The organism is Mucilaginibacter sp., from assembly GCF_028288205.1.
Lineage (GTDB): Bacteria > Bacteroidota > Bacteroidia > Sphingobacteriales > Sphingobacteriaceae > Mucilaginibacter.
Genome location: NZ_JAQBOD010000060.1, coordinates 1 through 23,200, shown reverse-complemented (window position 1 = coordinate 23,200; position 23,200 = coordinate 1). Strand labels below are relative to the sequence as shown.

24 protein-coding genes are annotated in these 23,200 nt (G+C 38.3%); 23 read left to right on the top strand and 1 reads right to left on the bottom strand.

From position 1 onward, the window contains the following. The first annotated feature begins 28 nt into the window (after positions 1-28). From JWR23_RS15285 to JWR23_RS15250, 8 genes are all read left to right on the top strand, one after another. A complete protein-coding gene (locus JWR23_RS15285) occupies positions 29-751 on the top strand; it encodes an FkbM family methyltransferase (protein ID WP_299517096.1) in 723 nt (240 codons plus the stop codon). A 24-nt stretch (positions 752-775) separates the two neighbouring features. Then, complete coding sequence (locus JWR23_RS15280; RefSeq protein ID WP_299517095.1) at positions 776-1,624, top strand: alpha-1,2-fucosyltransferase; 849 nt, start codon at positions 776-778, stop codon at positions 1,622-1,624. 333 nt (positions 1,625-1,957) lie between these two features. Next, positions 1,958-3,022 carry a DUF563 domain-containing protein gene (locus tag JWR23_RS15275; protein ID WP_299517094.1) on the top strand — a complete coding sequence of 355 codons (1,065 nt, stop codon included), beginning with the start codon at positions 1,958-1,960 and terminating at the stop codon, positions 3,020-3,022. Between the two features lie 10 nt (positions 3,023-3,032). After that, positions 3,033-3,941: a glycosyltransferase gene (locus JWR23_RS15270; RefSeq protein WP_299517092.1), complete on the top strand. Its 909-nt coding sequence runs from the start codon at positions 3,033-3,035 to the stop codon at positions 3,939-3,941. Between the two features lie 54 nt (positions 3,942-3,995). Beyond that, a complete protein-coding gene (locus tag JWR23_RS15265) occupies positions 3,996-4,334 on the top strand; it encodes a glycosyltransferase (RefSeq protein WP_299517091.1) in 339 nt (112 codons plus the stop codon). Positions 4,335-4,436: 102 nt separating this feature from the next. Further along, positions 4,437-5,006, top strand: coding sequence for a DapH/DapD/GlmU-related protein (locus JWR23_RS15260; protein WP_299517089.1), 570 nt, complete (start codon positions 4,437-4,439; stop codon positions 5,004-5,006). Beyond that, on the top strand, positions 4,990-5,811 hold the full coding sequence (locus tag JWR23_RS15255; protein WP_299517087.1) for a hypothetical protein: 822 nt from the start codon (positions 4,990-4,992) through the stop codon (positions 5,809-5,811). Before JWR23_RS15260 ends, JWR23_RS15255 begins: the two co-directional genes overlap by 17 nt. 8 nt (positions 5,812-5,819) lie before the next feature. Further along, positions 5,820-6,749: a glycosyltransferase gene (locus JWR23_RS15250; protein ID WP_299517085.1), complete on the top strand. Its 930-nt coding sequence runs from the start codon at positions 5,820-5,822 to the stop codon at positions 6,747-6,749. Positions 6,750-7,003: 254 nt separating this feature from the next. Here the strand turns inward: JWR23_RS15250 and JWR23_RS15245 are convergent, their stop codons facing one another. After that, positions 7,004-7,444: a hypothetical protein gene (locus JWR23_RS15245; RefSeq protein WP_299517083.1), complete on the bottom strand. Its 441-nt coding sequence runs from the start codon at positions 7,442-7,444 to the stop codon at positions 7,004-7,006. A gap of 57 nt (positions 7,445-7,501) precedes the next feature. Here JWR23_RS15245 and JWR23_RS15240 point away from each other — a divergent pair, with 57 nt between their 5' ends. The 15 genes from JWR23_RS15240 to JWR23_RS15170 are packed head-to-tail and all read left to right on the top strand — an operon-like array spanning position 7,502 to position 23,139. Next, on the top strand, positions 7,502-8,422 hold the full coding sequence (locus tag JWR23_RS15240) for a hypothetical protein (RefSeq protein ID WP_299517081.1): 921 nt from the start codon (positions 7,502-7,504) through the stop codon (positions 8,420-8,422). Beyond that, the gene (locus JWR23_RS15235) at positions 8,407-9,363 is read left to right on the top strand and encodes a glycosyltransferase family A protein (protein ID WP_299517078.1); all 957 of its coding nucleotides are present in this window, start codon (positions 8,407-8,409) and stop codon (positions 9,361-9,363) included. The genes JWR23_RS15240 and JWR23_RS15235 overlap by 16 nt, the downstream gene beginning before the upstream one ends. Beyond that, positions 9,351-10,355, top strand: a complete 1,005-nt coding sequence (locus JWR23_RS15230) for a glycosyltransferase family 2 protein (protein WP_299517076.1) — start codon at positions 9,351-9,353, stop codon at positions 10,353-10,355. Before JWR23_RS15235 ends, JWR23_RS15230 begins: the two co-directional genes overlap by 13 nt. Then, the gene (locus tag JWR23_RS15225) at positions 10,352-11,083 is read left to right on the top strand and encodes an FkbM family methyltransferase (RefSeq protein WP_299517074.1); all 732 of its coding nucleotides are present in this window, start codon (positions 10,352-10,354) and stop codon (positions 11,081-11,083) included. Before JWR23_RS15230 ends, JWR23_RS15225 begins: the two co-directional genes overlap by 4 nt. Further along, positions 11,080-12,114: a glycosyltransferase family 4 protein gene (locus JWR23_RS15220; protein WP_299517073.1), complete on the top strand. Its 1,035-nt coding sequence runs from the start codon at positions 11,080-11,082 to the stop codon at positions 12,112-12,114. The genes JWR23_RS15225 and JWR23_RS15220 overlap by 4 nt, the downstream gene beginning before the upstream one ends. After that, positions 12,095-13,354 carry a glycosyltransferase family 4 protein gene (locus JWR23_RS15215; RefSeq protein ID WP_299517071.1) on the top strand — a complete coding sequence of 420 codons (1,260 nt, stop codon included), beginning with the start codon at positions 12,095-12,097 and terminating at the stop codon, positions 13,352-13,354. The genes JWR23_RS15220 and JWR23_RS15215 overlap by 20 nt, the downstream gene beginning before the upstream one ends. Beyond that, entirely contained in the window at positions 13,318-14,520 is a 1,203-nt protein-coding gene (locus JWR23_RS15210) for a hypothetical protein (protein ID WP_299517070.1), read from the top strand. Before JWR23_RS15215 ends, JWR23_RS15210 begins: the two co-directional genes overlap by 37 nt. 1 nt (position 14,521) lies before the next feature. Then, positions 14,522-15,532, top strand: coding sequence for an acyltransferase (locus JWR23_RS15205; RefSeq protein WP_299517069.1), 1,011 nt, complete (start codon positions 14,522-14,524; stop codon positions 15,530-15,532). Between the two features lie 3 nt (positions 15,533-15,535). Beyond that, positions 15,536-16,654: an acyltransferase gene (locus JWR23_RS15200; protein WP_299517067.1), complete on the top strand. Its 1,119-nt coding sequence runs from the start codon at positions 15,536-15,538 to the stop codon at positions 16,652-16,654. Positions 16,655-16,679: 25 nt separating this feature from the next. Then, positions 16,680-17,966, top strand: coding sequence for a hypothetical protein (locus JWR23_RS15195; RefSeq protein ID WP_299517064.1), 1,287 nt, complete (start codon positions 16,680-16,682; stop codon positions 17,964-17,966). Then, positions 17,953-18,840, top strand: coding sequence for an FkbM family methyltransferase (locus JWR23_RS15190; RefSeq protein WP_299517061.1), 888 nt, complete (start codon positions 17,953-17,955; stop codon positions 18,838-18,840). The genes JWR23_RS15195 and JWR23_RS15190 overlap by 14 nt, the downstream gene beginning before the upstream one ends. Positions 18,841-18,899: 59 nt before the next feature. After that, the gene (locus tag JWR23_RS15185) at positions 18,900-19,994 is read left to right on the top strand and encodes a glycosyltransferase family 4 protein (RefSeq protein WP_299517059.1); all 1,095 of its coding nucleotides are present in this window, start codon (positions 18,900-18,902) and stop codon (positions 19,992-19,994) included. Beyond that, positions 19,978-21,387, top strand: coding sequence for an exosortase Y-associated Wzy-like protein (locus JWR23_RS15180; protein ID WP_299517058.1), 1,410 nt, complete (start codon positions 19,978-19,980; stop codon positions 21,385-21,387). Before JWR23_RS15185 ends, JWR23_RS15180 begins: the two co-directional genes overlap by 17 nt. Further along, a complete protein-coding gene (locus JWR23_RS15175) occupies positions 21,384-22,526 on the top strand; it encodes an XrtY-associated glycosyltransferase XYAG1 (RefSeq protein WP_299517057.1) in 1,143 nt (380 codons plus the stop codon). The genes JWR23_RS15180 and JWR23_RS15175 overlap by 4 nt, the downstream gene beginning before the upstream one ends. Continuing rightward, on the top strand, positions 22,519-23,139 hold the full coding sequence (locus JWR23_RS15170) for a class I SAM-dependent methyltransferase (RefSeq protein ID WP_299517055.1): 621 nt from the start codon (positions 22,519-22,521) through the stop codon (positions 23,137-23,139). Before JWR23_RS15175 ends, JWR23_RS15170 begins: the two co-directional genes overlap by 8 nt. The last annotated feature ends 61 nt before the right edge of the window (positions 23,140-23,200 follow it).

Here is a 23,200-nt window from a genome sequence, read left to right as displayed (position 1 = left end):
CCGCCCGATTGACTAATCCTTATTATCCATGAAAAATTTGTTAAGAAGAATGCTTATAGCACTTAATCCGGAGTTTAAATTCAGGAAACAGTCTTATGCCCAATATGGTGAGGACATGATCGTTTTCGGAATTTTCAGAGAGTATTTGAATATCCACCAGCCCAGTTACCTGGATGTTGGCGCGCATCACCCGTTTCATTTGAGTAACACAGCACTATTCTACAAATTTGGTGGCGCGGGAATAAATATTGAAGCCAACCCGGACCTCATCGGGGAATTTATGAAACACAGGCCTAAGGATAAAAATATCAACATCGGTATCAGCCCGCAGGAAAATGCCCTGCAGCCTTTTTATATCATGGAACAGCCTGAACTGAATACTTTTGTCAAAGAACAGGCGGAGGCGTTGGCTGCAAAAGGCTATCCAATCAAAAAAGTGGTAGAAATACCTTGCTACACACTTGAATATATTGTTCGGAGCCATTGCAACGGAGTGTTCCCAGATTTTCTTTCCCTGGATGTCGAGGGCCTGGACGAATATATCCTGGAGCGTTATGATTTTTCAACATCCCGTCCCAAAATCATTTGTGTTGAGAATTTAAAAATAGATGCTAACGGACGTTTTTATAAAATAGAAAAGATAAGGGAGATCCTGGGGCAGAACAATTACATATTGATAGCCGATACTTTCCTGAACGATATCTTTGTCGATAAAAAGTTGATTAATTATGCGCCAGGCGGGCGGCTTTAGACTAAATAAATGTATTGATTGCAGATGGTTGGTATAAACATACAGTGTCGGTTAGGGAATCAGCTTTTCCAGTATGCTTTCATCAAAGCACTGTCTGAAAAATTTAACACCTCGTTTTATATGAACGAAAAAATCGAACGCTTGATTATTGCTGATTTTTTCGATCTGGAGGGCTATCACCCGCTAAAAAACCAGTTTAATAAGTTACTGCTTAAGCTGGAAAGTGGTCATATCTTTGAAAAACTACAAGCGAAAGATTTCGATACGTGGCACGCCGGGCTTGCGGCGCAATTGACCGATCACACCATTTATAACGGGTATTTTCAGTCGGAGCACTTTTTTAAGACTATTACGAGTAATATACTGGCATATATACGCGTAAAAAAGCCCTGGATTAAGCAATTTGATGCAAAGTATAGCCATGTTTTTCGCTCACATCGGGTTATTACCATACACATCCGGCGGGGCGATTATTTAAATTTGGGTGCTTGGTGGGCTGACAATTTAGGTAGTCACGACTTAAGCCTGCCCACAACGTATTATTCAGCCTGTCTGGAACAGGTACCTGATTATCTAAACTACAGGATTATTTTTGTAAGTGATGATATCGGTTTTGTGCGTTCAGCGTTCGCACATCTGCCAAATGCGGAATTTTCTGACAGTGACCTGATCACAGATTTTCAGCTGATCATGAATGCGGATGTTTGTATTCTCTCCCACAGTTCTTTCGCCTGGTGGGCGGCCTATTTGAACCCGAAGAAAAGTAAAAAGATTTTTTGCCCGCGTTACTGGCTCGGATTTAAAGTAAAAAAGGAATACCCGGAACATATTATTCCAGCCGGTTGGAAACAAATCACTGTGAAGATTAACTAAATGCTCTGTGTATTAAAACGGATTTATTATTTTATCAGCTGGTTGAAATTTAACCTACAGCTCTACCTGTTCAGAAAAATCCTCCGAGGTAAACATATCTGGCAGGTGTTTGAAAAGGCCGGGATTACCGGTTTTGGAACAAACCTGGTGAGGTTGTATTTCTCGATATATTATGACCAGCAGCCTGCTCGAGTTGGCGGAAGGCTGATGCCGGGTGCCCGGGAAGACTGTAGTTTTAGATGAAAAAAACATGAGATGCTAAATCTGATCAAAAGATTTTTTATCATTTTATTCACCGGTAACCCCTATAAAGTGGTTCCGTTTGAACGCCTTATGAAGAGGAAAGCCGGCGAACCCATTGGTGTCAAGGAAACATTGACCGATATCCTGATCGCTGAAAAAGGCGAACTGCTATTTTATCAGCCAATACCGGAAAGCTATCGCGATGTGCTGACAGGGGAAACAGTAAAGCAGGCTACCAAATATTATCCCGGGATCATTTATAAGGAAGAGGACCGGAAATTATATAGCCTGGCTTCCGGTTACCTGATTGGCTTGTTAGGATTGGTGTATGATAAGACTAAGCGAAGTTTTATCGATGAATCTGCTAAATTATGGACCAGTGATTTGGCAACGTCAGAGTTTGTTTGTCAATACCATCAGCCGCCTGTCAAGCATTTGCCCGGTGTGACTTTGTCATGTCTCACTATCGGTTCGGATGGTGGTTTCTATCACTTTTTTCACGAAGTGTTACCAAAATTTTTCTTTTGTCAGTCCGTATTGCCGTATACCGATCATATTTTGATCAATGGCCCTCCGGTCGACTGGAAAGAAAAATGGTTACGGCATATCGGACTGGACCTGGATAAGGTTATCTGGATCGCGTATAACAGCCATTATGTATGTGATCAGTTGTTATTTACTAACCGGCTGATAAAAGACCAGCATATCAGCAATTGGAGTTTAAACGCCCTAAAAACATTATTAAGGATAAACGAAACCGCTGCGGGTCAGAGTAGCGGCGATATGATCTGGATCAGCCGCAAGAATGTATTTGCCAGAATGATTGCCTGGGAAGATGAAGTACTCCGGCAATTCCCGGCAGTAAAAAAAGTTGATGTACGGGATTTATCCGTCACCGAAACCATCGTATTGTTTTCAAATGCCAGCCATGTCATCAGCGCACATGGCGCCGGTTTAAGCAATATCCTAATGTGCAGGCCCGGTACTAAGATTTTGGAGTTATTTCCTGACATCAAAGGTTACCAGCCCTGTTACTTTCGTATCTCGACATTATGTGGTCTCCAGCACTTTGTAGCCGAGGCCGATTTCTATACAGAGGCCGGGATGCAGGATTGCCTGAGTTTTTTGGAAGATTTCCTCCAGCCTGCCGATTGAAAAATATAACTTGATACTTCAAAATATCTCTTTATTGGTTCCCTGTTATAATGCCTCCAAATATATCGGGGACTTTTTAGCTCATATTTCTAATCTTGGTTTCGCGGAAGTCATATTTTATGACGACGGCAGTACCGATAATACACTGGAATTATTAACAAAATCCGGCTTTAAGGTGATAGGATCAACAGCCAATAACGGTACCGGTTTTGCACGGAACAGGCTGGCCGGGGCAGCCAGCTGTGCATATATCCATTTTCACGATATTGATGACCGGTTTAACCCGGATTTCGTCAGACTTATTTCGGAGCAGTTGCCGGGTTCGGCGGACGTGATCGTTGGTGATGCTGACTGGATCGTAGCGGCTAACGGCGAAACGCTGATAGAATGGCGGTACGATGACCAGGAAGCCGGTAAGGATACGCTGGCCTATTTCATCACGCATCCGCTGGGAATCATTAACACGGTTTACAAAAAAGATTCTTTTCTGGCATCCGGAGGCTTTAATGAGCATATCAGATGTTGGGAAGACAGTGATTTGCACGTCAACCTGGCAGCACAGGGTTACGCGTTTGCATTTACAGCAAAAGTACTGGCCTATTCCATGCGCCATCAGCAGGGGTTGAGCAGTGACCAGGACTGGTGCTGGGAGTGTCGCCTGGAATTCCTGGAAGGTTATTTGCAGCATTTGCCTACCCGCTACCGTGAACTTTTGCTAAACGAGGTAGCCCGGTGTGCTCAGGCATTCTATGATAACGGGCAGATGGCCTACTTTGACAAATGTATTCGTCTTTGTGGACGATATGGACTGCGATTACCGGTTTCAAAAAACTGGCTGATCAAATTCCTGAAGCAACTCCCCATCCCTGGCCGGGTGCCCTATGATATTATCAGGGGATATAAAAAATTAATGTTTTAACAGACAGCCCGCAACCTCTAGGGATATGAACAGTGTTTCGATGAGCTTTAACAGATGCTTAAACTATACGGCCGATTTATTGCTTTTTACTACCGCTTACCCGATCGTTTTTTGAAATTGCGGATCATCGGCTTATTAAACAATGAATTGCATCGAATAAAATGGTGGGATCAAGACCTGTTAAATATAATTTTTGAAAAACACTGGCTTTCCTTGGATTTAAAATGGAATGCACAATCCTACCTATTTGATGGAATAAAAAATGCTACAGAGGGCATTAAACCTAAATATGAAAGCCTCAATTATATTGAAGCAACAACCAATCCTGCAGTAGTACACTTTGCACGTGGTGATAAACCCTGGATGCGCAATTGCAAAATTGCCATTTGCTAACGAATACGACACTTACTTAAATGAACCTCTTTGGAAACCATGTTTTTACGAAAGATTTCTGAGTAACTTAAAATATTTTTTAAGGCACATAAAAAAGCAAATATGCGTTTATTATTTATTAAAAAAATCAGAAACTATTATTATTGTTTGTATTTAAAAACAAAAGGAATATTGTTGCCAAAAGGCAATGTTAAGATTCACACGTCGTGCCGCCTCGAGCCGGGCATACGCGATGGTGTTAAAGGACGAATTGAAATATGTGAACATGCCGATCTGCAATACGGAACGATCATTAAAGGCTATGGTGGCAACGTTATTATTGATAGGAATGTATTTATAGGCGAATATGTCACCATTTATGGCCACGGCGGGGTAACCGTTGGTTCAAATACATTGATAGCTATGCACACATGCATAGTTTCATCAAACCATACAATACCATCAAAAAACGATATAATCCGATCAATGCCGAATATAATGTTACCAGTTATTATCGGCTCTGATGTATGGATTGGTGCGGGATGTAAAATACTAGGTGGCGTTACAATTGGTGATGGATGTGTAGTTGGTGCAGGATCAGTTGTTACAAAGAGTTTACCCCCTTACAGTATTAGTGTGGGTAACCCTGCAAAGGTTATAAAATATAGGGAAGACAATGGTGAAATTAAATAAAGGCGTTTTATATATAGCCACCGGCGAAAAATACGTTGCCGAAGCCATACAATCGGCGATATCATGTAGAGAACATAACAGTTACCCTATTGCATTAATAACTGATTCGGCTGCCCATGTGCTACCTGAAGCTCTGTTTGATATTGTAATTATACAACGGGCAAACTTTAACTATAAAGACAAATTATTAATACGCCATAGCCCTTTCGAGCAGACAGTTTTTCTGGATACAGATACTTATGTGGCGGATAAATTGGATGATCTTTTTAAAATATTGGACTATCGAGAATTTGCAATACACCAGGCCGACGAAGGATATGAGTACCAAATGCCCGATGTAAGTAACGCGATGCCTGAATTTAATACCGGGGTAATAGCCTATAAATTAACATCCGCCGTAAAAAACTTAATTGATGCATGGGAGATTTCTTTTAACACCAATCCACAGGTAGTAACAGATCAATATCATTTGCGCAAAACACTGTACGATTCTGATGTGAAATTTGCGGTATTTTCATCGGCCTATAATTTCATAATTTACTACCCTAATTTTGTTATTCAGACAGTAAAGATCTTGCATGGCCGTCCTTTTTCAGCCTTAAAAAAAGTAGCAAATGATGTAAATGCCATAAGGCATGACAATGCTTGGCGACGAACTTATTTCCCTTACAATCATGATTTTGCACTGATATACGCTAATATGCTTAACAGGGATATTATTAAGTTGGTAAAATTCAATACACGTGCTTTTTTTGCAAACTATTACCGTGGTATCAATAAAAAACTATTCAATAAAAAACACTGATATCTGCCTTGTCTCAACTTAACATAACGGTAATCGTACCCTCATACAATCCGGTTGCATCATATCTTGAAACAGCGTTAAATTCATTAAAAAATCAAACGTTGCCCCTTGAAGATTGGGAGTTGATTATTGTTGATAACAATTCAAACAATAATGTTTTGCAAACTATTGATCTTACGTGGCATCCAAATGCCAAATTAATTAACGAGTCTAAACAAGGTTTAACCCATAGCCGGGTAACAGGTGTTAATAACGCTAATGCAAACATAATAGTAATGGTAGATGATGACAATATTTTAGCTAACAGTTATTTAGAAACCGTATTGCATCATTTTAACAACAACCCGAACATTGGTGCCATAGGCGGCAAAATAAAAGGTTTGTTTATTGATAGCGCCCCTGATCCCTGGACCGAAATTTTTTGGAGCATGCTCGCCATAAGAGATTTTGGTGGCCATGCCTTGGTTTCGGACGCCAACCTCTTATCGGGATATCCGAATTTTGCGCCGGTGGGTGCAGGATTGTCCATTAGAAAACAATTGTTTTTTGAATACAGTACAAGTTTAAATACAGCTGACATGATTACAGATCGATCGGCAGGCAATTTGGCTTCTGGTGGCGATAACGAGATAAATATTCAAATACTTAAGCAAGGCTTTGCCCTTGCTTATTTTCCTGATCTTGAGTTAGACCACATTATTCCGGCGTCAAGGCTTACTGCTACTTATCTATCAAAACTTAATTATGAATCATCGAAATCATGGGTACGCCTTTTACTTAAGCACAATATATGCCCATGGGCAATGATCAATACTAACACCTTGATACTTCGAAAAATAAAAGCATGGTTTAAATATAAACCATGGAGCGGCCCGATTGCCTATATAAATTGGAATGGAGCCTGCGGCACATTTGAAGCATTAGCGGGTCAAAAATGAATAACAGAATCACCTTATTGAACTTTTGCGTATAGTAGCTGCTTTATGGGTTGCATTATTTCATATAAAATGGTATCATTGCTTTCAGTCGGTACGACGAAACACCATTCCCTTTTGGACAAATAAAAAATTTAGAATTAAAATGAACCTTGCGTACTCGCGAACGTTGGTTAAGGAATTATCAAGTCCTTTCCCAAATATAAAACCGGCCCATACGGAGTCTGTTGCTTTAACAAAAAGCCGCGATGTGAATTTTATTTTAATAATCGTTTCCGGTTTGAAGAAATACTTCCCTGGAACAAAGCAAGATACTTTGGTTCATTTACAACCAAATCCAAATCAGGAATACAATTATTAGATTTAGACATATAAAACACAGTGCGGTGTAATTTTGAATCAAAGATTTGGGGCGGTAAAGCTGCAAAAAGTCCCGGAAGTATAGGTATATCCCTGTCGCACCATAAAAAACTTTTAGCGGGAAATTGCTTTACTAAAGTATGATCAGGTATGCTTAATATTTTTTTTTCATCAAGCCCATGTATTAGAAATAAAAGTTCGTCAGCTTTTTCGACATCGTTAAATTCAAAAAAAAACTCTTTTGACTTGGAAGTTTCTGCAATTTCTGCCAAACGATTTAAAATAGTTTGTTTTGAATCATTGTCTGTTATTAAATCAAAAACCAGTAATATTCTCATTAATGCAATAATAAATAAACATAAGCAAATCTTCTTTTATCAGATGCTTCAATTATCATGTCGTTTAAAGGCAAAATAGTATATAGTATTTATTACAGGCCATTATCATGGTTAAAGCAAGTTAGGCAATGTGGCGGCATTGTAAATTTTATTCTTATTGAAAAAGGCAAGAAGAATATGGCCAAATCTGCGCAAAAATTACATATAAAAAAGCCATCCAAAATCGACGCGAACGTATATTTTTTAACCGGAAAAAAGTTTTGGCCGTTAACGGCATTTTGCATGTACTCTTTAGTCAAAGTATGTAATAATACAATACGGCCTGTTTTTATCGATGATGGCACGTTGGATAAAGAGTTGATCAAAAAAATAAAAACTCAATTCCCCGACAGTATTGTCAAAACTAAGGAACAAATTGAAGTATTAGTCAATGAACTTCTGCCGCCTTTAAAGTATCCTCATATTAATAAAAAAAGGACTATTTATCCGCATATTAAAAAACTAACAGATATTCATGTTGGGTCAACAGGCTGGAAAATGGTTCTCGACTCTGATATGCTTTTTTTTAAACACCCCACACAAGTAATAAACTGGTTAAAAAATCCCCAACAACCTTTCTTTTTATTTGACCCTATTTGCTCTTATCATTATTCGATAAATTTAATGGAGCAATTAAGCGGCCATACAATAGTTCCCAACTTAAATGTAGGTGCGGTTGGATTAAAAAGCGAGCTCATTAACTGGGATAAGTTAGAACAATGGATAGGCCAGCTGGAAGGCAAAGAAGGCACAAGCTATTTGCTTGAACAGGCATTGAGTGCAATGCTAGTTGCCGGGCAACCAATATTGGTTGCTGATAAAATGGAATATATAGTAATGCCGGATAAACAAGAAGCAACCCGTCCTACAGCAATATTGTATCACTATGTTGCCACATCAAAGCAATGGTATTATAAACAGGCATGGAAAAAGGTATAGCGTTTCCATTAGTTTCGGTGATCATACCCGCTTACAATGTTGAAAAATACATTAGTAACACTATCCAGTCTGTAATAAAGCAAACCTACTCAAATATTGAAGTCATAATTGTTAACGATGGTTCGACCGATAATACAAAGCAGATTATTGAAAATGACTATAAAAGCAATGCCTTTGTAAAGTTAATTGATCAACCTAATTTAGGTGCATCTGCAGCTCGAAACGCTGGCTATAAAATTGCTAATGGTGAATTTATAAAATTTTTAGACGGCGATGACCTTATCAATGCCAAAATGATTGCTCACCAAGTATCATTAACTAAAAGTGATAGCTGTATAATTTCTTCTAAATGGGGAAGATTTTATAATAATGACATAGCAACTTTCAAATTCAGTCCTGAAGAATGCTGGCAAACAATGTCATCTGTTCAATGGATATGCAGCTCATGGAAAAACGCCCAATCAATGACTAATCCAGGCATCTTTCTTATACCAAGACAGCTTATTGGAAAAGTCGGGTTATGGGATGAGAAGCTATGTTTGTTTGATGATACCGAGTATTTTACAAGAACTATATTGGCTGCCAACGAAGTTATTTTTAGTGATAGTTCCACATTATACTATCGTTCAGGTAATCAAAGCCTATCAAGTCAGTTAAGTAATGCTCATGCCCAGTCGGCATATTACGCAGTTTTAAAGTCAACCCAATACTTAATTTCAACAAAAGATAATATGCGCACACGCTTACTTAGCGCTAATTGCTTACAACAATTGATATACTATTTCTACCCGGAATATCCCGAGCTATGCAGTTTACTTAAAAAAGAAATTAAAGACTTAGGAGGTAGTAATATTGAATGGGCTTCATCTAAGAAGGGTAAATTTTTAAGCAAGTTTATTGGCTGGAAACTAGCTAAAAAAATTACCAAATGGCTACGATAAAAGTATTTCTGCCAACATACCGCCGTAATCATTTATTGCCCAGGAGTATTGATAGTTTGCTAAATCAAACTTTTAAAGATTGGGTTTGCGAAGTCCATAATGATGATCCGAAAGACAATTTTCCGGAAAAATATATAAGTTCATTAAATGATAGCAGGTTTACAATAATAAACCATACTGTAAACCTGGGTGCTGTGGCTACTTTCAATTTAATGTTTGAACCAGCGCCAGACAAATACTTGTGTTTGCTTGAAGATGACAACTGGTGGGAAAATACTTTTTTAGAAGATATGATTGCTGCTATGGAACAGCATACTTTTTGTTCTGTAGCGTTTGCTGGTATTAACGTTTGGCAGGAAAAAGAAGGACATATCTGGAATAAGGTATCAGATACATCCAGAAAGATGACAACTGAAAAAGAAACATCGAAATTAATATCCTTCCCGCAATTCAAACATATTTTTAACTATCACCACTCCAATTGTAGTACGATAATAAGGAATGATCTTAATTTACGTAACTACAAAGTACCTGCTAATATTAGGGTTGATTTTATCGAAGCTATACATGAACGCGCGTTTCCACATCCCTTGTTATTTATAAACAAACCATTAGCCAATTTTGCATTAACCATTGATACCGCCCGGCAAAACAATCTTGACGGAATGTATGAGCATGCTTTATTGTTAATTGATAGCTTTTTTAAATGTATTGAACCCGATAATGAATACGCACAGAAATTATGGGATGATGCCAGGCAGAACAAACTACGGTCATACTTTAGGTTATTATATACCGGCCTCACCTGCAAATCAAGCCGTAAGTTGTTAAAATACGCCACCATGTATGAGTGGTTAACCTTTGTGTTATATAACATCAAATACCCATTGCTATTATATAGGTGTGCAAACGCGAAGAATACCTATGGTAAACTTTGGGAAAACCTATTAAAAAACACCCGCGATAGGGTTAATGAATCCAAAATCTTATGAACTGGAAATTATTTGCAGGGCAGTTTTTAAATAAAATGGAACAGTGTTTCATTCATCTTGATTCTAAATTTGTCCAGAAAACCTATCCGTTTGGAAGAGATTGGATTTATGACGTTAAAAGAATACTCTCAAATGCGTCGGTAATTGTTGATGCTGGCGCCAACGTTGGCGATGTTTCATTAAATATTAATTCCTGGTTTCCTGATGCGTCTGTTTATGCTTTCGAACCTGTAAATGACACTTATAAAATTTTGGTTCAAAATACTTCGAGAATAAATAATATACTCGCAATTAATGCAGGGTTAGGGGCAAAAAATGAGAAAGTAAACATTTTATTAAGCGGCGAAAACACCATAAACTCTTTAAAAATAACAGAACCGCACCAAGACATTGTTGGGTCTGAAGAAATAACTATAAACCGCCTTGATGATTTTTTATTAGAAAAGCATTTAACGCACATTGATATATTAAAAATTGATGTCGAAGGATTTGAATTTGAAGTTTTAAATGGATCCGGTTCATTAATACAATCTGGCGTGAAATGTATTTATTTAGAGGTGGGCTATGAGCGAGAGCCTACAAAAGTTCATTTCTCGGACGTCGAAGAATACATGGAAGCAAACAATTTTCAATTGTGTGGAATATACGAAACCAGGAGGCATTTTTATGACCGCCGGCGTTTATGGTATTCTAATAATCTGTACATCAAAAAAAGCTTGCTGACTTGAATATAGCTATTACAGCGGATCCCGTCATTCCTGTTCCACCTAAACTATATGGAGGTATTGAGCGAATAATCGATCTATTGATAAATGGGCTTGTAAAACAAGGGCACACCGTTACGCTGTTTGCACACAAAGACTCGAAAGTTATGTGCAAATTAGTACCCTATAAAACAACAGGCAACGGTATTAAAGATAATATATCCAATGCGCTGATCATAAATAAAACGCTCCTGTCTAATAAATTTGATATCGTCCATAGCTTTGGCAGGCTCGGCTATTTGCTGCCTCAAATGCCACTGAGCGTCCCTAAATTAATGAGTTATCAGCGCGAACCTACGATAAGCCAGATTAAAAAAGCAGTCAAGCTATGTGCAAAAGACACACTCGCTTTTACAGGATGCAGTAATTATATTACTGATAAACTTAAGCCTTTCGCCCAGGCTTATACTGTTTATAATGGTATCGATATTTCAAAATATCATGCGTCCGCAACGGTTAACACTGGTGCACCGCTTGTGTTTCTTGGGCGTATAGAAGCAATAAAAGGCACCCACACAGCTATTGAGATCGCTCAAAAAACTAATAGAAAACTAATAATAGCAGGAAATATTCCGGCTCAGGAACAGGATTATTTTGATACACAGATCAAACCGTCGCTAAATGAACAAATCACGTATATAGGGGCTGTTGATGATATACAAAAAAACGAGCTGTTACAAAATGCTTCTGCACTTTTAATGCCTATTCATTGGAATGAACCCTTCGGCATTGTAATGATAGAAGCCATGGCCTGTGGCACGCCGGTTATTGGTTTCAACAGAGGCGCGGTACCCGAGGTTATTGAAAATGGTATTACAGGATACTACGCAGAAACAACTCATGAACTGATGGAGAAAATAAACCTGATACATCTTCTAAACAGAAAACGAATCAGGGAAATTACAGAAGAACGCTTTTCGGCTGCAGTGATTGTCGCGCGGTATCTCCATATATATAAGCAAATAATACGAACTAATGAAAATTGCTGTCTCTAATCCTTCGGTAGCGCCACATGTACAGCAAACAGTGATGGCTTATCATGATGCGGGATACCTCGAAAAGTTTTATACCTCTTTTTTGGATCATCCTGATAATTATATTTCTTCCTTCCTGAAAAAATTTGGACCAGTAGCAAAAGAAGTGCAACGACGTTCGTTTCATCAACTACCTATTGAAAAATTTGCTACCCGACCTTTTCCTGAACTGATCAGAAGTTTATCAGCACGCAAATTGGGACCGGTTATAACCGACAAAATATGGGAATGGGCTGAACTGAGCTTTGACAGATGGGTGGCAGATCAGCTTACCTCCGCAATTGATGTTGTGCACACCTATGAACATGCCGCTCTTGCTACTTTGAAGAAAGCGAGTGAACTTAACCTGTTCAGTGTATATGAGCAGCCAAGCCAGCATCATACGTTTTTTAGTACGATTGCAAAACAACAAATCGTGCTATATCCTGAATTAAGTAGTGCGTCATCAGAATTACTGGTTAATAAAAAAGCGGATAAACGAAACAAGCGACGTGATGAGGAACTAAGCCTCGCCTCGCTTGTTTTATGCAATTCAACCTTTACCCAAAAAACACTGGTAGCGGGTGGTGTCGATACGGGAAGAATCAGTATTATACCCTTGTCTTTCCCTCCAGTGGCGGATATTACCAGGTTGCAATCTAACCACAAGCCTATGGTGTTTTTATATGCCGGCAATCAGTCTTTAAGAAAAGCCGCGCATATATTATACCGGGCCTGGCGTGAATGTAACTTTACAGCAAGTGAAGCCGAACTATGGCTCATAGGTAAAATGGTGCTGCCCGAACATTTGCGCAGCGATTTGCCGGGAAAAGTGATCATCAAAGAAAATATCCCCCATTCAGAGTTAATGGAGCTGTATAAAAAGGCGAACGTTTTTGTACTACCTACACTGGCCGATGGATTTGGTATGGTGGTAACCGAGGCCATGTCACAGGGTTTACCAGTTATAGCGTCAGAAAATAGTTGCGGGCCGGATATAATTAACCATATGAAGGATGGCTGGATCATACCGGCCGCTAATGTGGATGTCTTAGCCAAACAAATGCAATGGTGTGTCGCCCATCCTTCAGAAGTGGCTCTATTTGGTAATGCGGCAATGCAAAAAGCCAAAGGATACCAATGGGCGCAATACAGGCAAAAATTAGCAGAAACAGTTTTTGATAAATGGCAACAGTTCAGGCAAGCAAAACTATCTGTTTAATTACAACCGGGCACATATCGTCTAATCCACGGCTTGTTAAAGAAGCTATGGCTTTCTCGCATTATGGGTTTAAGGTGCATATTATATTTACCCAGTATGTTGATTATTTGGTTGAGTATGATCAACAAATACTTGCTGCTAACCCTACATGGACTTGCCAGTATCTTAATTGGACAGGCAATTCTTTTATATCAAAAATAAACCGTTTAGCGGGCGTTTTAATACTGCTGATAAACCATACCAATAATACCCGGATAAACAGAAATTTTGCGTGGCAATTAAAAAAAGCCTCGTCCCACCCTGCTGACATGTACATTGCACACACTTTAGGCGCGTTACCAATTGCAATATTGGCAGCAAAAAAAAACAACGTAAAATCTAGGTTTGATGCCGAGGACTTTCACCGGAATGAGGTTAGCGATGATATCGATAATGAAGGTGTTAAATTGAGAATAGCTATTGAAGATGCAAATATCCCGCATCTTACTTCCATGACAACTTCAAGCCCGCAAATTGCAGAAAGATATAATTTGTTATATAACCGTAAAATCACATCTATTGTAAACGTTTTCCCTAAAACAGCGTCATTCAATATTATTAACAATAAGAATAAGCCCCTGAAATTATTCTGGTTTTCACAAACGGTTGGGCCCAGCCGGGGCGTTGAAGCCGCCATTAACGGCATGGGATTATCTGGCCTGAAAATAGATTTGCATTTACTTGGCAAATCTGCCTCGCATTATGAAACACACCTCACCGAATTGGCATCAAGTTCGGCACCGAATTGTACTATATATTTTTATAAACCCGTGTTTCCGGATGATATATTTAATATAGCCCGCCGGTTTGACATTGGCCTGGCGCTGGAGCCTTATACACCGCTTAACAGAAACATTTGCCTTACAAACAAGCTATTTACTTATATACAAAGCGGGTTGGCGGTTATAGCGAGTAATACAATTGCCCAAACCCGGTTTTTGCAGCAATACCCGGATACCGGGAAAATATATAATAATGAGCGGGACTTAGCCAATATTTTAATTGAATTTGATAAGAACCGGGAATTGCTTTATCAAACCAAACAAGCTTGTTATGCTGCCGGCCAAACAAAATTGAACTGGGAAACTGAAAGCGAAAAATTTATTGATACCGTAGTGAAACAGTAGGATGAGTAATGCAACAAGTCACAAAAAGCAATGGTTTAAGGGTGTCGATAGCTTACGGTTTGTATTGGCTTTCATCGTACTGCTTTCACATTATGACAATGTTTATTCAACCTTTCTGATCAATTCAAAATACGAATTTTTGCAATGGGCCGGCTACTTTATAGCCAATGTTTATGATGGCACTGCTGCCGTTATCGCCTTTTTTATAGTGTCGGGTTTTGTTATTCATTATCCTAATAAAAACGGCATAACCAATTTAAAAGAGTTTTGGGTAAGACGTTTTTTGCGGATATTGTTGCCCCTGGCGGCAATATCAATTATTGGTATCCGCTATCATCCCGAAAGATTGGTATGGAGTTTAGCCTGCGAATTGGTCTATTATACAGCATATCCTTTTATGTCGAAGATAAATACCAGTTGGAGAGATAAATTTTTGGTGGCATACGCGATAGCTGCTATCTTAATTATTGTTGGCGCGCATAACGACGTAAGGGCTTTTTTAACACAATCGAACAGCCATTATCATGGCTATTACTGGCAACTGGGTATTTTTTTAACCGCAGTAGTCGGCTTGCCTTGCTGGCTTTTAGGGGTTATGATAGCCGAAAATATCGACCGGATGGCACAGATAGCTACACAAAAAGTTATTTTGTTACGTGCAGTTGTATTATTGCTAGGCTTTATATGCAACATACTAAAACTATATTACCATATGAGTTATATATTAACCATGAACTTAGCGGCGATCGTTTTATATAAGTGGGTGCAAGCCGAAATAACATACTATAAAACCCGGCGGTCCAACCCTATTTTGGAAAAGATGGGGGAATTTTCATATTCAATATATATCTGCCACCCTATTATTTATTTAATGCTGTTGGATGTTATAAGTTATAATGCAATAACATACCCCATTTACATTGTGATATCGATTATATTATCTTACGTTTTTTATCTTTTGGTTGAAAAACCTGCACATCAGCTTGCACGCAGGTTTAAAACTGTTAAGTAAATTATGCTGTTAAAAAAGCGACCAGACAATATTGAACACAAAAATGAACTAGCTGTACTTGACGGGTTACGGGGCCTGGCGGCTTTATATGTTTTAATGCATCATGCCAGGTGGCAATTAAGCCAACCTTATCTTGAATATCTAAAAAACAAAACCCAATACAGCATTATTGATAAAGGATTGATCTACCTAACTTCAGGATTCAGGTTTGGGCATGAGGCGGTAATATTATTCTTTATTATCTCAGGGTTTGTTATCCATTTAAAACAGGCGCGCTCATCGCCTAAAGCTGCGTTTACTAATTTTAAAACGCTTAATTATTTATTTAAAAGGATATTAAGAATTTACCCAACACTGCTTCTATCTTTTTTTGTTACCTGGTTTCTTGATGTTTTACTTTCAAACATCAATCATCAACCGATACCCGCGTCTGATGCATATACATTCAGAACGTTCTTTGAGAATTTATTTCTTATACCATCCGGCCATATATGGGGCTCAAACGGGCCAATGTGGTCCTTAAGGCACGAGTGGTTCTTTTACCTGATGTACCCGCTGTTACTCCTTTTAGACACAGTAAAGCCAGCCCTTTCCATAATCGTTTGCTTGATATTATTTTTAAGTTACACTTATAACATTACCATCCCTTTAATTGATCAGGCTGCCTACACTTTACTGATATGGTGGACAGGGGCCTTATTGGCAAACGCATATGCTAATCGTCAAAACAACTCTCTGCTGCGTTTATGTATGTTATTAACACTACCTGGCTTTATCGTTTCTGTATTAATACCATACGGGCCTTTTCATGACCTGGCCTGCGGCTTTTTATTTGTGGGTATGATAGCTATCATATTAAACAATAAACTCCCCCCCGTAAATAGCCTAGTAAACCGGTTTAGCTTTTTAGGATATTTTTCATATTCCATTTACATATTACATTTCCCGATGGTGCTATTTTTAAAAGGCATAATTATCAGGTATAACCACCAGTTGCCTTATCATCTTTGGTATGTTTTAGGGGCCGGGTTTATAATTTTGCCTGTTATATTTATACTATATTTGCTGGTCGAAAAGCCATTTTTACGTATTAAAGCCAACCTTTCAACCGCTAGCGGTTAATCCTGCCAAACCCAATTAGAGTCTTTTGAAACATCTGCTGATTATCTCTCCTTATTTCCCGCCGACCAATGCAGCCGATATGCAACGAGTACGTATGAGTTTGCCCTATTTTAGACAGTTTGGTTGGGAGGCAGAAATAGTAACGGTTGACCAAGCTTATGCCGATCTGCCAACAGATGAACTATTGTTACAAGGGGTTAAAGAGGCAACAACGATACATTATGTCAAGGCACTTTCTAAAAAAATCACTTCCAAATTAGGATTGGGAAGTATTGCCTTACGCTCATTATATTTTTACCGAAATAAGGTTAACCAGCTGCTCAAAGAAAAGAAATACCAGCTCATCTATTTTTCAACAACGCAGTTCCCGGTTTGTATTTTAGGTGCCTACTGGGAAAAAAAGTTTGGTATTCCGTACGTGATTGATATGCAGGACCCATGGCATTCTGATTATTACCAGAATAAGCCAAGACATCAGCAGCCACCTAAATATTGGTTCTCCTATCGCTTGAATAAATACCTTGAGCCAAAAGCATTAAAAAAAGTAAGTGGTTTAATCAGCGTATCTGGAAAATACATAAAAGATTTAAAAATCAGGTATCCCGAGATTAGGGATATTCCAACAGCAGTTATTCCTTTTGGCGCATTTGAGCCTGATCTTAAAATAGCTACGGAGAATGAAAATACATTTTCTGATATTTTAGCAAAAGGATTTAAAAACGTGGTTTACATTGGCCGTGGCGGCCTGGATATGCACGCTGCAATATCTCCGTTATTTGAAGCTGTTGCAAAAGGGCTGGCCGTACACCCGAAACTTTTTAAAAATCTCCGAATTTATTTTATCGGCACCAGCTATGCGCCCGGGGGACAAGGCATGCCCACTGTTTTACCCCTAGCTAAACAATGGGAAATAGAGCAAAATGTGATAGAAATAACTGACCGAATAAGTTATTACCATACGTTATCCACCTTAAACAAGGCAGATGCGCTGTTTATCCCCGGCTCTGATGATCCTGGTTATACGCCTTCAAAATTATTCCCTTACTTGTTAACTAAAAAACCTTTGCTCGCTATAGTTCACTCAAATAGTCCAGCTAACCAGATTTTGCAAGAATATGAAGCCGAATTTATTTATAATTATGACGACGACAGCCGGATCATTGATAAGAGTATTGATTTTTTAATGAGCTTATTCAATGAAAAACTGAGTGCCCAAACTTATAATGCCAATGCTTTAAAAAAGTATTCGGCACAAAATTTATCATATGAGCAATGTGAACTTTTTAACAATGTGCTAATTGGAAAAGCTTAAACGGACATTTGGGTTTATATTTAGCCACCCGCTTGGTAAAAAACATCGGTTAAAAAGTCTTTTTCGGTTTATATACTGGCAATTACAGGTTAGCCTTTCGCCGGATAAATACTTTGTAAAAACATTTATTTCACCTGTTAAATTTTATGCACGCAAAGGCCTCACTGGTATTACGGGCAATATATATACCGGCTTACATGAGTTTAATGATATGGCTTTTTTGCTCCATTTATTAAGGCCCGATGATACTTTTTTTGATATCGGTGCAAATGTTGGTTCTTATACCTTGCTGGCATCCGGCATATGCAAAGCCACGAGCATCACTATTGAGCCAATACCCGTTACTTTCGAAATACTTGCAAGTAACATTGCCCTTAACCATTTAAAAAATATGGCTACCCTGGTAAATGCAGGGGCTGGCGATACTAAAGGGTCACTAATATTTTCGAGGGACAACGACACCACTAACCATGTTATAGCTGCGACAGAAGCTAATAAGAATACCATAGAGGTACCTGTTGTAATTATAGATGAGCTGCTTGATGCAGGTATACCCATACTGGTAAAAATAGATGTTGAAGGATTTGAAAGCCGGGTTTTGAACGGCATGACGACCTTATTGGCAAACCAGATACTAAAAGCTCTGATCATTGAAATGAGTAATAATCAGGCGTATGGCTTTGATGATAATTACGCACATGAGTTATTAACATCGAATAACTTTACACCATTTGCTTACGACCCATTTACCCGTAGGCTAACTGAACTTGCAGACAAAAAAAGTGATAATATTATTTATTGTCGCGATATTGACTATGTCAAAAATAGGATTGAAACAGCTCAGCCTATCCATATTATGGGAGAATTGCTATAATGCGCCTCGCGATAATAGTCACCCATCCTATTCAATATTATGCACCTCTATTTAAGTTGATGGCACAAAAAATAGATTTGAAGGTTTTTTATACATGGGGAGATGAATCTGTTTCTAAATATGATCCTGGTTTTAATAAAAACATCAGCTGGGACATTGATCTATTAACCGGATACAATTATCAATGGTTAATCAACACGGCAGTAAACCCTGGTTCACATCACTTCAGAGGTATCGTTAATCCGGATATTATAAATCACATACAAAACTGGCAACCTGACACCCTATTAGTATATGGCTGGGCCTATTCGAGTCATTTAACCGTGATACGATATTTTAAAGGTAAAATACCGATACTTTTTCGGGGTGATTCCACCTTACTTGACGAAAGGCCCGAGTTTAAAAATTTATTGCGGTATGTATATTTAAAATGGATATATAAGCATATAGATTATGCCATGTATACTGGGTCAAATAATAGGGCCTACTTCAAAAAATACGGGTTGCAAGAAAATCAGTTAATCTTTGCACCTCATGCTGTTGATAATGAAAGATTTGCTATCCCCCAAAAAAAAGAAATTATTCAATTCAAGCAAAAACTTAATATAAATAGTGATAATATTCTGATACTTTTTGCAGGTAAGTTTGAAGAAAAAAAGGACCCTCTCTTATTGCTCCAGGCATTTATTAACTTAGAGGCGGCAAATACCCATTTGTTATTTGTTGGAAATGGTAGTTTAGAATTAGCATTAAAACAACAGGCCGTCAAATATCCAAATATCCATTTTATGGATTTCCAAAACCAAAGCTATATGCCGGTTATTTACCAGGCTTGCGATATTTTTTGCCTGCCATCCAAAGGCCCCGGCGAAAGCTGGGGATTAGCCGTTAATGAAGCAATGATCTGCGGAAAAGCGATTTTGGTTTCCAATAAAACCGGATGTGCAATAGATCTTGTTAAAAATAATATATCCGGCTATATACATATGGCGGGTTCTAAATTTGACCTTGAAGAAAAATTGCATTGTCTTATCAATAAAGGAAAAAAGGAGCTTTTCAGAATGGGCGAAGCCTCAAAAAAACAAATAAAAGACTGGAGTTTTACGGTGCAGGCGAATAATATTGTAAATTATAAAAATGGAAGAAACCAGTAAGCACTTTGAGCGATACCTGATATTATATATACCCTGGATATTATCAATAGCGCTTCAAGGCGACCCTGTAGTTTCGTATCTTACTGCATGGATTGGGTCGTTTTTTATATTCTATATATCTTATAGCGGTTGGATAAAACCTTTAGCAACTGACAGAAGCATAGCTGCACAATTAATGCGCCCCATATTTTTAGTACAGCTCATATTTATAGGTTATATGGCTTGTAGTTCTATATTTTATTTCTTGAATTTGTTAGGGTACGCCAATTTTGTTCAATCTGTCGTAAAGCTTAGTGTTGACTATGATAAATTAGCCCTTACAGCGCAGTGCCAGCGATATTACGTGTTGGGCCACGCCGCCTTTGCTACTGGCTTAATCCTATCCATGAAATATCCGGTTCAGCAGAAATATAAAATAGATAATACAAAGCTCGCAAACATATTATTAATAATAGCGGTAGTATTCCTTCCACTATCTGTTTTAGCAATTAAAATAACTGGTTTGACGCAATTTTCTCATCAATTTAGTGCATTAAGTTTCGTCTCCGGTACACTTGCCCTGGCATTTGCCATTCCGCTTAAAAAAATTTTCAATACCTTGTTTTGCGCGTTTTTATATTTATCCAATTTTTACGAGGCATTAACTTCAGGCTATAAAGAACCTATTATTATTAGTGTCCTTGTGCTCGGCATTTTTTTATACCCCAGCTATAAAAAAATGGTAACCTTTACTTTTGTTCCTGCGCTGCTCTTGCTTTTCATGCTTTTGCCCACCTATAACAGTATTTATCGTGCAAATGTATGGGGGGATGATGTTAATGCCAATGATGCTTACAAAATAGCGCTTAATGCCGCACTTAATGCTGATCAGTCTGAAGACGAAACCAACTGGGGGTTTTTGGTGTACCGGTTAAGTGAAATAGATATGTTTACCGCATTTTTACAATCAACGCCCGAATATATTGATTATTATGGTTTCGACCTTGTAAAACAAGCTGGTATAGTCGTTGTACCGCGTATATTTTGGCCATCAAAACCCAGTACCGAACAGTTAGTGATGGAACGCGTATATAAAGCAGGCGTTGTACGCATCGGATCAAATGTTTCGGCAAAGCCTGCTTATATCGTTGACGCTTATCTTTCGGGAGGAGCGCTTGGCGTTTTTTTAGCATTGTTTGTTTATGGGACAGCAGTACAATTAATATCACAAAAAGCCGAACAACTGTTTGGTGGTTATGTTTTAGGTACCGCCTTAATATTTTCCGGATTATTTCAAATTTTTTGGCGGGGGCAAAGCTTTGAGTTTTTATTAAACTCTGTTTTTTGGAGTTATATATCCATGCTAATTATTCATAAAACATTAAGGGCCTTTACTATTTTAGAAGACATTTGAAGATATTACAAATCAATGCTTCTTATAAGCCCGCTTATACCTATGGCGGCCCAACCATGTCTGTTGCTAAATTAAGTGAGCAATTAGTCCATGCAGGTTGCGTGGTTGAAGTGTTTACAACAACAGCTAACGGTGCTACCGAATTATCCGTTCAGCCGAATAATAAAACTCTTGTTGATGGTGTAGAAGTAACCTATTTTAAACGATTAAGTAAGGATCACACTCATTTCTCTCCCGCCCTTTTAATAAAATTGTGGCAAGAAGTGCCCAATTTTGAGCTGGTACACATTCATGCTTGGTGGAATCTTGTTTCGGTATTTTCGGCGCTCATCGCATTGATCAAAAAAACACCGGTATTGATTTCGCCAAGAGGTACGCTAAGTTCTTATTCTTTTAAAAACAAAAATGGTTTTGTTAAAAATCTAATGCATAATTTATTGGGGAAGTGTTTGCTAAACCGGTCCTACCTACATGCTACATCAGACGCAGAACAAAAGGCCCTTGCTATCCTGATCAAGCCTAAAATGGTGTTTGATATCCCTAATTTTGTTAAGATAGCCCCCCTATTACCCAGGTATATGGAGCTTGATAAACCTATTTTAAAACTTCTTTTTCTATCAAGAATTGAAGAAAAAAAAGGGCTCGATATTTTAATAAATGCTTTGCCTGCACTTCGTATTCCTTATCATTTAACGATAGCAGGCAGTGGTGATGAGAGTTATATTGATCTGCTGAAAAATATTGCCCGCTATAATTTAAGCAGTCCCAACATTACCTGGATAGGTTTCCAGAACGAAACTAAATTTGATATTTTGCGTAATCATCACTTATTGATATTACCTTCATACGATGAAAATTTCGGGAACGTGGTGATTGAAAGCTTAAGTGTGGGCACGCCGGTATTAATCAGCGAACATGTTGGGCTGGCAGATTATGTGGTTAAAAACAATTTTGGCTGGCTATGCCAAACCATTACCCAATCAGTAAGTGATCGTATAAATAATATAGCGGTTAACCAAATGGAACATATTACCCATATCAGGCACACAGCACCGGCAATTATTCACAATGATTTTGATGACGATAAACTAATAAAAAAATACATGGAAATGTACCGGCAAATTATTAACCATGGCTGACTATAAAGATTACGGATTTGAGGTTAGCGATGCTGCCCATACGTTTGAATACTTAACTAAACCGTTATTAACCTTGCTAAATAAAAACACCAATAACTGCACATTAGACCTTGGATGCGGCAATGGTTACCTAGTTAATTTCCTGTTAGCCAATGGTTATAACGCCTTTGGCACCGACGCATCTGCCAAAGGCATTGCAATTGCCTGTCAAACAAATCCTGATAGGTTCTTTTTGCAGGATCTATCAACAGGAACCTTACCGAAAGAATTACAAAAACTACCATTCGATACCATCATATCAACAGAAGTTATTGAGCACTTATATGATCCCCAAGGATTTATTGAATTTTGCAAACAGGTACTCAACCAAAATGGCGAAATCATAATTTCAACCCCATATCATGGCTATTTAAAAAATTTAATATTGAGCCTTTTTAATAAATGGGATTTGCATTTTGGTCCCATGTGGCATGGTGGGCATATTAAATTCTGGTCCAAAAAGACACTGAGCAAAGCGCTAACAGATGCTGGCTTTATTATAATTGCTTTTAAAGGTTGCGGCAGAATGCCTTATTTTTGGAAATCAATGATCATTAAAGCCCGGTTGGTTTGAGCACACCTTACTCATTTATTATTTTAACTTATAATGAAGAGCAACATCTGCCCCGTTTGCT

What these genes read in the sequence shown, in the direction of transcription:
- JWR23_RS15200 (WP_299517067.1), top strand. Translation starts at nt 15,536, where the DNA reads ATGCTGTTAAAAAAGCGACCAGACAATATTGAACACAAAAATGAACTA.
- JWR23_RS15240 (WP_299517081.1), top strand. Translation starts at nt 7,502, where the DNA reads ATGTCGTTTAAAGGCAAAATAGTATATAGTATTTATTACAGGCCATTA.
- JWR23_RS15255 (WP_299517087.1), top strand. Translation starts at nt 4,990, where the DNA reads ATGGTGAAATTAAATAAAGGCGTTTTATATATAGCCACCGGCGAAAAA.
- JWR23_RS15180 (WP_299517058.1), top strand. Translation starts at nt 19,978, where the DNA reads ATGGAAGAAACCAGTAAGCACTTTGAGCGATACCTGATATTATATATA.
- JWR23_RS15235 (WP_299517078.1), top strand. Translation starts at nt 8,407, where the DNA reads ATGGAAAAAGGTATAGCGTTTCCATTAGTTTCGGTGATCATACCCGCT.
- JWR23_RS15225 (WP_299517074.1), top strand. Translation starts at nt 10,352, where the DNA reads ATGAACTGGAAATTATTTGCAGGGCAGTTTTTAAATAAAATGGAACAG.
- JWR23_RS15210 (WP_299517070.1), top strand. Translation starts at nt 13,318, where the DNA reads ATGGCAACAGTTCAGGCAAGCAAAACTATCTGTTTAATTACAACCGGG.
- JWR23_RS15265 (WP_299517091.1), top strand. Translation starts at nt 3,996, where the DNA reads ATGCTTAAACTATACGGCCGATTTATTGCTTTTTACTACCGCTTACCC.
- JWR23_RS15260 (WP_299517089.1), top strand. Translation starts at nt 4,437, where the DNA reads ATGCGTTTATTATTTATTAAAAAAATCAGAAACTATTATTATTGTTTG.
- JWR23_RS15280 (WP_299517095.1), top strand. Translation starts at nt 776, where the DNA reads ATGGTTGGTATAAACATACAGTGTCGGTTAGGGAATCAGCTTTTCCAG.
- JWR23_RS15230 (WP_299517076.1), top strand. Translation starts at nt 9,351, where the DNA reads ATGGCTACGATAAAAGTATTTCTGCCAACATACCGCCGTAATCATTTA.
- JWR23_RS15285 (WP_299517096.1), top strand. Translation starts at nt 29, where the DNA reads ATGAAAAATTTGTTAAGAAGAATGCTTATAGCACTTAATCCGGAGTTT.
- JWR23_RS15245 (WP_299517083.1), bottom strand. Translation starts at nt 7,444, where the DNA reads ATGAGAATATTACTGGTTTTTGATTTAATAACAGACAATGATTCAAAA.
- JWR23_RS15275 (WP_299517094.1), top strand. Translation starts at nt 1,958, where the DNA reads ATGAAGAGGAAAGCCGGCGAACCCATTGGTGTCAAGGAAACATTGACC.
- JWR23_RS15215 (WP_299517071.1), top strand. Translation starts at nt 12,095, where the DNA reads ATGAAAATTGCTGTCTCTAATCCTTCGGTAGCGCCACATGTACAGCAA.
- JWR23_RS15205 (WP_299517069.1), top strand. Translation starts at nt 14,522, where the DNA reads ATGAGTAATGCAACAAGTCACAAAAAGCAATGGTTTAAGGGTGTCGAT.
- JWR23_RS15185 (WP_299517059.1), top strand. Translation starts at nt 18,900, where the DNA reads ATGGCACAAAAAATAGATTTGAAGGTTTTTTATACATGGGGAGATGAA.
- JWR23_RS15170 (WP_299517055.1), top strand. Translation starts at nt 22,519, where the DNA reads ATGGCTGACTATAAAGATTACGGATTTGAGGTTAGCGATGCTGCCCAT.